Origin of the sequence: [Anoxybacillus] calidus, from assembly GCF_013760845.1 — a bacterium.
Classification (GTDB): Bacteria; Bacillota; Bacilli; order Bacillales; family Anoxybacillaceae; genus Paranoxybacillus; species Paranoxybacillus calidus.
Window position 1 is genome coordinate 62149 of record NZ_JACDUU010000010.1, and the last position, 9809, is coordinate 71957.

At 39.5% G+C, this 9809-nt stretch carries 9 protein-coding genes; all 9 read left to right on the plus strand.

Annotation, left to right across the window (positions count from 1 at the left end):
- Positions 1–8 precede the first annotated feature (8 nt).
- Complete coding sequence (locus HNQ85_RS15915; protein ID WP_181538710.1) at positions 9–1535, plus strand: tripartite tricarboxylate transporter permease; 1527 nt, start codon at positions 9–11, stop codon at positions 1533–1535.
- A gap of 193 nt (positions 1536–1728) precedes the next feature.
- Positions 1729–3309: an ATP-binding protein gene (locus tag HNQ85_RS15920; protein WP_181538711.1), complete on the plus strand. Its 1581-nt coding sequence runs from the start codon at positions 1729–1731 to the stop codon at positions 3307–3309.
- Between the two features lie 8 nt (positions 3310–3317).
- Positions 3318–4037: a response regulator gene (locus HNQ85_RS15925; RefSeq protein ID WP_246326899.1), complete on the plus strand. Its 720-nt coding sequence runs from the start codon at positions 3318–3320 to the stop codon at positions 4035–4037.
- A gap of 341 nt (positions 4038–4378) precedes the next feature.
- A complete protein-coding gene (locus HNQ85_RS15930; protein ID WP_181538712.1) occupies positions 4379–5107 on the plus strand; it encodes an amino acid ABC transporter ATP-binding protein in 729 nt (242 codons plus the stop codon).
- Positions 5108–5131: 24 nt separating this feature from the next.
- The gene (locus HNQ85_RS15935; protein ID WP_181538713.1) at positions 5132–5986 is read left to right on the plus strand and encodes a transporter substrate-binding domain-containing protein; all 855 of its coding nucleotides are present in this window, start codon (positions 5132–5134) and stop codon (positions 5984–5986) included.
- 79 nt (positions 5987–6065) lie between these two features.
- Positions 6066–6719: an amino acid ABC transporter permease gene (locus HNQ85_RS15940; protein WP_181538714.1), complete on the plus strand. Its 654-nt coding sequence runs from the start codon at positions 6066–6068 to the stop codon at positions 6717–6719.
- Between the two features lie 15 nt (positions 6720–6734).
- Positions 6735–7379 carry an amino acid ABC transporter permease gene (locus tag HNQ85_RS15945; protein WP_181538715.1) on the plus strand — a complete coding sequence of 215 codons (645 nt, stop codon included), beginning with the start codon at positions 6735–6737 and terminating at the stop codon, positions 7377–7379.
- Between the two features lie 106 nt (positions 7380–7485).
- Positions 7486–8754: a sensor histidine kinase gene (locus HNQ85_RS15950; RefSeq protein WP_181538716.1), complete on the plus strand. Its 1269-nt coding sequence runs from the start codon at positions 7486–7488 to the stop codon at positions 8752–8754.
- Complete coding sequence (locus HNQ85_RS15955) at positions 8754–9680, plus strand: response regulator (protein ID WP_181538717.1); 927 nt, start codon at positions 8754–8756, stop codon at positions 9678–9680. The genes HNQ85_RS15950 and HNQ85_RS15955 overlap by 1 nt, the downstream gene beginning before the upstream one ends.
- Positions 9681–9809: the final 129 nt, after the last annotated feature.

Here is a 9809-nt window from a genome sequence, read left to right on the forward strand (position 1 = left end):
CGAGAACGATGGATGTAATCAATTTCTTGTTAGACGGATTTCAAACGGCATTGCTGCCGCACAATTTGCTTTTTGCATTCGTAGGCGTATTAATTGGGACGGCTGTTGGAGTATTACCAGGTATAGGGCCGATGAGTGGAGTTGCTTTGTTAATACCTGTAACCGCATCAATGACAAGTGGCTTAGAACCGGCTGAAGCGGCAACAAGTTCGATTATTTTACTTGCGGGTGTTTACTATGGTGCGATGTATGGCGGCTCAACGACTTCTATTTTATTAAATACACCCGGTGAATCTTCTTCGGTTGTTACGACATTAGATGGTTATCAGATGGCGAAGCAAGGAAGAGCGGGCTCAGCCCTTTCCATTGCGGCAATTGGTTCCTTTTTTGCTGGGATTGTAGCGCTCATCGCACTTACCCTTCTTGCCGAACCGCTTTCTAAAATTGCATTGAAATTTGGACCTGCTGAGTATTTTTCACTCATGCTGCTTGGATTAGCTGCTGTGAGCGGACTTGCAGGAAATTCCATGACAAAAGCATGGATGATGACGGTTTTTGGTTTGTTGCTTTCGACAATCGGGATTGATGCAGTATCTGGTGTAGCGAGGTTTACGTATGATATTTCTGTCCTTTACGGCGGCTTAGAATTTCTCACGATTGCTGTAGGAGTGTTTGCTCTTGGTGAAGTATTTAAAGCCATTCTTCATAAAGAAGAAAATGACGGGGAAGTTGCAAAAGTCGGCAGAATTCTCCCTTCGAAACAAGAGTTGAAGGAAAGTTCAGGGCCCATCGTTCGTGGCTCTTTATTAGGATTTTTCGTTGGGGTATTACCAGGCGCAGGAGCTACGCTTGCTTCCTTTTTCTCCTATATTTTTGAGAAAAAGATTAGTAAAAATCCTGAGAAATTCGGAAAAGGGACAATTGCTGGAGTTGCTGCTCCTGAGTCAGCCAATAATGCCGCCTCTGGTGGTGCGATGATTCCCTTATTAACACTGGGGATTCCTGGCTCAGGAACAACTGCTATTTTAATGGGAGCACTCATTATGTATAACATACAGCCCGGACCGCTTTTATTTGATGAGCATCCAGATGTTGCTTGGGGATTAATTGCAAGTATGTTCATTGGAAATCTTATGTTATTGATTTTAAATATGCCTTTAGTAAAAGTATTTGCGAAGATTATTGAGACGCCTCCAAAGTATTTAATTCCGATTATTATTGCCATTTCTATTTTTGGTGTATATGCAGTTCAAGTAACGACATTTGATTTGCTTCTCCTAATTGGCTGTGGTTTAGCCGGATACTTGTTAGCTTCTAACGATTTTCCGCTCGCACCGCTTGTACTCGGGCTGGTGCTTGGACCAATGATTGAAAATAACATGAGAAGAGCACTCACTGCTTCAAACGGAGATTTTATGGTATTTGTCGAAAAGCCAATTTCTCTTGTTTTCATTATCACTGCTCTTTTATGGATTATTGTACCGATTTTGCTTAAAGTAAGAGGAAAAACATTAGTTATTAGCGAAGAAGCATAAGAAAAGGAGAAAGACTTACTGCCTTAGGTAGTTAGTCTTTCTTTCATTTATCCCGTTCTAATCGTCCGCTATTTCCACCTCTACAGGTGGGAGACTTACGGACGCGAGAAGTGCGATAAATTCAACTAACATCAGTAGGGATGGAGAACTCCCACTGATGAAGTTTCACTTTATTGAACATTTGGGGGAGCTTATGAAACTACAAAGCAAGTTGATTTTAATTATATGTTCACTCATTCTGTTCGTCACTTTATTTTTAGAACTATTATTCCAGCATATGTTATCTGTTACTTTAAAGGAGCAAATCGGCTTAAGGGCTTTGGGGGTGGCAGAGGCGGTTGCCTCTAGTCCTACTGTTAAAAACGCATTTAAAGAGGCGGAACCATCAAAAATGATACAACCATATGCTGAAGAAGTTCGACGGAAAACTGGAGCGGAATTTGTTGTTGTTGGCAATACGGAAGGAATTCGCTATTCTCACCCCATTCCTGAACGAATCGGCAAGAAAATGGTCGGTGGAGATAATGATGCGGCCCTTTCAGGAAAAGCAGTTGTTAGCGAGGCAGTAGGATCGTTGGGACCTTCGATAAGAGGGAAAGCTCCTATTTTTGACGATGACGGAAATGTCATTGGACTTGTTTCTGTTGGTTTTCTGATTGAAGATATCCATGCGATAACATGGCCGTACCAATGGAGAGTTTTGATGACTGGGATTGTTGCATTAACATTGGGAGCTATTGGTTCCATTGCAATTGCCCGCGGAGTGAAAAAAGCGATTCATGGTTTAGAGCCAAAACAAATCGGATTATTGTATCAAGAAAAACAGGCAATCCTTGAGGCGATAAGAGAAGGAATCGTTGCGATTAATGCCGATGGAATGATTACGATGGTGAACCCGACAGCGATGTCGATATTAAATGTACCCGAAAAAGAGATGATAGGAAAACATATTTTTGATATCGTTCCAAACTCAAAGCTATTGGAAATTATCAAGACTGGAAAGGCAGAATATGATGATGAAATGTTGGTAGGAGAACAAATTGTTATTACGAATCGTATCCCTATTGTTGACAAAAGTGGCGTTGTAATCGGTGCTGTTTCAACGTTTCGGAATAAATCGGAGCTTTATCAGCTAACTCAGGAGCTTGCACAGGTGAAAAGCTATGCTGAAGCACTTCGGGCACAAACGCATGAATTTTCTAATAAACTGTATTTAATTTCAGGTCTTATTCAGTTAGAACAATACGATGAAGCGCTTGAATTAATCACAAAAGAATCGAACGTGCAGCAAAATTTCATTCGATTTATTATGACTGAAATACCTGATCCAATTATTGGAGGGTTATTAATTGGTAAATTCAATCGGGCTAATGAATTAAAAATCACATTTGATATTCACCGTGAAAGCAGTTTCAAAGACGTCCCGAAAAAAATAAACCGAGATAGTCTTGTAACTATTATCGGAAATGTTATTGATAATGCCATGGAATCTGTTTTACAAAATCATCAAAAAGAGAGAAGAGTGACTGTATTTTTAACGGATCTTGGTGAAGATTTAATTATTGAGGTGGAAGATACTGGCCCTGGTATTCCAAAGGAGATTTGCGAAAAGATTTTTGATAGAGGTTTTTCTACAAAAGCCGCAACTGGGAGGGGATACGGACTTGATTTAGTAAAAAAGGCTTTAGGAACTTTAAATGGATATCTTACATTTGATACATTCCCTGAAGGAGGCACGATTTTTACCATTGTTATTCCAAAATATAAAAAATGAGGGGAGTTATGGGATATATGGTCTTAAATAAAAACGCTCAACTGATACAAACTTTCATTGTTGAAGATGATAAGCGGATTGCAGAAATTAATCGTCGGTTTGTAGAGAAAGTACCCGGTTATGCCGTCATTGGAATAGCAACGAATGAAAGGGAAGCAAAAGAGCAAATTGAAATATTACAGCCACAACTCATTTTGTTAGACATTTATTTCCCTGATATGTCAGGGCTTCATTTGCTGAAATGGATTAGAGAAAATTTTACAAATATGGATGTCATTATGATTACTGCAGCGAAAGAAATCGAAGCTTTAAAGCAAGCAATACATGGAGGTATTTTTGATTATATTATTAAACCGGTCATATTGGATCGGTTTAAAGAGACATTAAACAAATATAAAGATTACTATCATACAATGAATCGATTAATGAATGAAAAAGAAACGATTAATCAAGATGAAATTGATAAATTGATTGGTAAAGGAAATAGGGAACGCATCGATGAAAACCTTCCTAAAGGAATCAACCGTTTAACGCTTGATAAGGTAATGGCTATCATCAAGAAACATAAAAATGGAATGACAGCTGAGGAGGTGGGGCAACAAATTGGAGCGAGCAGGACAACAACGAGAAGGTATTTAGAATATCTTGTATCTATCTCCCTTGTTACTGCTGATATATCGTACGGATCAGTTGGAAGACCGGAGAGAATCTACAAAATAAAAGAATAAAAGGGTAATTTTCATACATATCATTTGTAATAATCATTTGTTCCAAGTTTTTAAGTCTAAGAGAACAAAAATTTCTCATACATGGCCAATTTCTCTTCTTATTAAGTTTTTTACTGTTGTTTCGTGTAGATTTCAGTAGATTTATAATTACAATCAATTCAGAAGAAAACGAATTTTTTAAAAATAACTCTGTGAAACAATATTGTTGATTGTTCACGACTGTTGAGCATTGTTCTAATTGGACGAAGAGGAACTACTACCAGTTCAATGGCTTCAACAGTTTCAAATATCAGCATGATTGGCTAGCGGAGTGAAAAGTAAAAAAGGAAGGGGGGGCTTCTTTGATTAGTTTTCATCAAGTCAATAAACATTACGGAAATTTTCATGTCCTCAAAGATATCAATCTTCACATTAATCAAGGAGAAGTAGTCGTTATTATTGGGCCTTCTGGTTCTGGAAAAAGCACGCTCGTACGCTGCATAAATCGACTTGAAACGATTACGAGCGGTGAATTGATTGTCGACAACGTAAAGGTAAACGACAAAAATACGGATATTAATAAACTGCGGCGCAACATCGGCATGGTGTTTCAGCATTTTAATCTTTATCCGCACAAAACCGTTCTGCAGAATATCACGTTGGCGCCTATAAAGGTGTTAGGCATTTCTGAGAAGGAAGCAAAGGAAACGGCGATGTATTACTTGGAAAAGGTCGGAATACCTGATAAGGCGAACGCTTATCCATCCGAGTTATCAGGCGGCCAACAACAGCGTGTAGCGATTGCCCGCGGGTTGGCGATGAACCCTAAAATCATGTTGTTCGATGAGCCAACTTCAGCGCTTGACCCAGAGACAATTGGGGAAGTGCTTGATGTGATGAAAAAGCTGACAAAGGAAGGAATGACGATGGTAGTTGTTACTCATGAAATGGGCTTTGCTCGTGAAGTAGCCGATCGCATCGTCTTCATGGATCAAGGAAGAATTCTCGAAGAAGCGCCGCCTGAAGAGTTTTTTGCCAATCCTCGCGAAGAACGGGCTCGATTATTTTTGAGCAGAATTCTTAATCATTAACCAATGAAAAGGGGGCTATTTTGTATGAAATGGAAAAATGTATGGAAAAAAGTGATTGGCATTGGACTTACTGCTATGCTTAGCGCCACAATGTTAGTAGGATGCAGCGGTGGAACCGAAACGGGAGGAGAAGACAAAACGAAGGAAACGAGTACAACGGAAGGAAATACGTTAGAGAAAATTAAAGAAAGAGGCAAACTCGTTGTTGGTGTTAAATATGATTTGAATCTTTTCGGGTTAAAAGACCCTCAAACGGGGAAAGTAGAAGGTTTTGATATTGACATTGCCAAAGGATTGGCAAAGAAAATTCTTGGTGATGAAAATAAAATTGAACTGAAAGAAGTAACTTCCAAAACGCGTATTCCAATGTTGAATAATGGGGAAATCGATGCGATTATCGCGACGATGACGATTACAGAAGAGCGGAAGAAAGAGGTTGACTTTTCTGATGTATATTTCAAGGCTGGTCAATCATTGCTCGTGAAAAAAGACAGCAACATTAACGGTTTGAAAGATATCAAAAAAGGTGTAACTGTTTTAACCGCAAAAGGATCGACTTCTGCGCAAAACATTCGTGAAAAAGCTCCTGAAGCGACGGTTTTAGAATTTGAAAACTATGCGGAGGCATTTACAGCATTAAAAGCAGGACAAGGTGATGCATTGACGACCGATAACGCGATCCTTTTTGGTATGGCGAAGCAAGACCCTAATTATCGAGTAGTTGATGAAACATTTACAGAGGAACCTTATGGAATCGCTGTGAGAAAAGGCGATCAGGAGTTTTTGCAAGTGATTAATGAATATCTAAAAGAGTTAAAAGAGAGCGGCGAATATGACAAAATTTATGAGAAATGGATGGGCCAAAAGCCGAAACAATAAAGAAGGTGTAAGTAGATGAGCGGATTCCCTGCCGCTCATTTGCTTCTTCTGAAGGAGAAAAAGGGGGAGAGACAACACGATGCTTGATTTTTCGATTATTGTTGACTATTGGGATATGTATATGCAAGGGTTTGGCCACACGGTGAAAGCCAGTCTTCTTGCCTTACTGGGTAGCTTACTGATAGGAATCGTGATCGCTGTATTTCGGATTGCACCAGTAAGACCGTTAAATTGGTTCGGAGCAGCATACGTCGAATTTATCCGAAATATACCACTGATTCTAGTTGTATTTGTTTTTTTCTTTGGGTTCCCAGCGCTTGGAGTTCGTTTGGATTCGTTCACTGCTGGAACTTTAGGGCTTACTGTTTACACGGCCGCTTTTATCGCTGAAGTGATTCGCGCCGGAATTCTTTCCGTTCCTAAAGGACAGATGGAGGCAGCACGTTCATCAGGTCTTACCTATTTGCAAACCATGCGCTACATTATTTTGCCTCAAGCCATCAAAATTGTTATTCCACCGCTGGGCAATCAGTTTATTAACCTAGTAAAAAATTCTTCCATATTGGGAGTTATTGCTGGGCTTGATTTAATGTATTTCGGAGACTTAATTTCATCTGAAACGTTTGTTACGTTCGATGTTTACATTTTTGTAGCGATGTTTTATCTTGTATTAACCGTTCCACTAAGCCTCGGCGTCGGTTTTCTCGAGCGTCGCTTGGCAAGAAGCCGATAAAGGGGGGGAGATAAAATGGATTTTATTGGTGCATACTCTCCTATTCATCTTAAATTTTTGTTCGAAGGTTTTTTAGTTACGCTTGAAGTAGCATTTATATCGATTGTGCTCAGTTTTGCGATTGGAATTGTCATAGGGGTGTTGCGTTACGCTCGAATCCCTGTTGTTGCTCAAGTTTTGACAGTAGGGGTTGAGACGATTCGCAATCTTCCGCTGTTATTGATTATTTTCTTTACCTACTTCGCTCTGCCGGAAGTAGGCTTGAAGTTGGATAAATTATATGCGGCGATTTTGGCTCTTGTCATTTTTGAATCAGCGATGCTATCAGAAATTGTGCGAAGCGGGTTAAATTCGATTGAAAAAGGGCAAATTGAAGCAGCACGGGCATCTGGTCTCACTTATATACAAACGATGTGGCATGTTATATTGCCGCAAGCATTGCGGCGCATGGTACCACCAATTGTAAGCCAGTTTATCGCTTTATTGAAAGACACGTCATTGGCTGTAGTCATTGCTTTGCCAGAGCTGATGAATCATGCTCAAATTATTAATGGAAGAAATGTCAACTATGTCATTCCTATTTTCCTGCTCGTTGCTCTCATGTATTTTACAGTGAATTATTCATTATCCTTGATTTCCAAACGATTAGAAAACAAATAATTTTAAATATTTTTACTTTTTTATTGCTAAATCTCCATTTCCTAATATAATTTATTAATAATTAGGAAATGGAGTTATTATTTTCATGGTGTAAAAGGGGAGTTCAATGCGTGATCGTTTATTGTTGTTGCTAGCTATTATGCTGGCTACAGCTTTTTTCGGAGAAATGAAAGTGACTCCATTCGGTGGTACGTTTCGATTTTCGTTGGGAAGTGTTGCTTTCTTTTTCGGATTGCTATGGTTTCATTCCGTTCCTACTCTTCTTGCTGGTTTTTGTACGGGAGTGTTTATTACAGGATTTCGGGTAGCCATCGATATAATGATGGGACATCTATCGTGGTACGACAGTCTATTGACTCATTTTCCAGCAGCTTTTTATTATTTTAGTTTTGCTTTGTTTGTTTATTTTACGAGGACGAGCCAGTATACAGAGTTTCCGATTCGAGTAGGATTAATTGGGGCGGTCATTGATTTTGCTTCCAACATCATTGAATTATCGATTCGACAGCTAATTGGTGAATCCCCACTTATTATAAAGGAATCTATTTTTATGTTGCTTTTGTTCGGTATCTTGCGTAGCTTTTCTGTAGTGGGATTGTACAATATTTTATCCATTCGCCAAATAAAAGCTTTAGGAGAAGCGCGTCGCAAAGAACTCGAACGTCTTGTTATGATTAATACAAGTCTTTATGAAGAAGTGTTCTATTTACGTAAGTCGATGACACATATGGAGGAAATTACGCGGAAAAGCTACCAGCTTTATACACGTCTGCTCGAGTCGGAAAAGGTAGAGCCGAGCATGGCTTTATATATTGCTGAACATGTACATGAAGTGAAAAAAGATTCGCAACGAATTTTAGCCGGTCTGTCTAAGCTGATACGTCAAGAGGATTTTGCCCTACGTATCAATATTGCTGAACTTTGTGGAATGGTCATCCGTGCCAATCAAAAATATGCGGAACTTTTAGGAAAATGTATTCGTTTTGAAGAAAAATGTAATGTGAATTTGTTTACCAATCAGATATATGCCCTTCTTTCAGTGCTAAACAATTTAGTGGCTAACTCAGTGGAAGCAATTTCATATTCGGGTTGGATTGAACTGCGGGTAGAACTGGATAAAGGCGAAACTGTGTTTTATGTGACGGACTCTGGACCGGGAATTCCAAAAGAAGACTGGGATTGGGTGTTTCAACCAGGATTTACTACAAAATATGATGAACAAGGCAACCCATCGACGGGAATCGGTCTAACGCATGCGAAAGAGATTGTTGAAAGTTTAAATGGATGCATACAATTAACTTATGATGATGACGATAGGACGCAATTTCAAGTAAGAATACCAACTGACCAATTACTTCGAGAGGAGGAGGCCTGATGTCGCTTCGTTTCTTTCTTATTGACGATGACCGGGTTGTTCGAAAAATGCTGGAGAAAATGATTACGGAAAACGGTCTGGGCGAGGTGGTAGGACAGGCGGAAGATGGACTAGATGTATCGATTGATCAGTTGTATTCGGTTGATGTTGTGCTGATTGACTTGCTTATGCCAGGACTTGATGGCATTCAAACGATGAAAAAATTAAAAGCAGAAGGATTTACTGGTCAATTCGTTATGATTTCCCAAGTAGAAAATAAAGAAATGATTGGTCAAGCTTATCTACAAGGTGTAGATACATATATTCAAAAACCGATTAACCGTTATGAAGTCGTATCTGTATTGAAACGGGTCTCTAACCATCTGTCTCTTGTCTCTTCACTTCATTCTATTCGCAGATTGGTACAGGAGATAGATGAAAAAGGAGAGAGCGGTCATCGTGATGGAGATAAAACAAGATTAGGCGTTTATGAGAAGAACACCCTTCAACAGAAGGTGCGCCAGCTTCTTCTGCTATTAGGAATTGCTGGTGAAGCTGGAGCATCTGATTTGTTGCTAGTTATGCAATGGCTCGCTGAAAAAGAAGAGAAAGACCAGCCGTTAAACGATTTGCCTCAGCTAAAGGAATTATATAGGCAAATACTGCGTCAGATGCATGGGAATGAAGACGAAAATTCGTTACAAAGAGAGATGCGTGCTATGGAGCAGCGAATTCGCCGCATGGTCTTTCAAGCTTTCACCCACTTGGCTTCACTTGGCTTGACGGATTATACGAATCCTACCTTTGAGCACTTTGCCCCCCGTTTATTTGATTTTGAAGAAATTCGCTTGCGTATGCAGGAGTTGGAAGCAGGTGAGAAAACGACGAAGTGCCGCATTAACGTAAGAAAATTTCTCTCCGCATTTTATATGGAAGCGAGAGGATAGCAAGATATGTTCATGAGTTGTTCATACTACATACTATATAAATTCAGTTTGAAATTCCGACATGTTTAATCCCCATCCACCTTTGTCTATACTGCTCCTAAACGGATCAATCAAAGGAGCGGATGAATG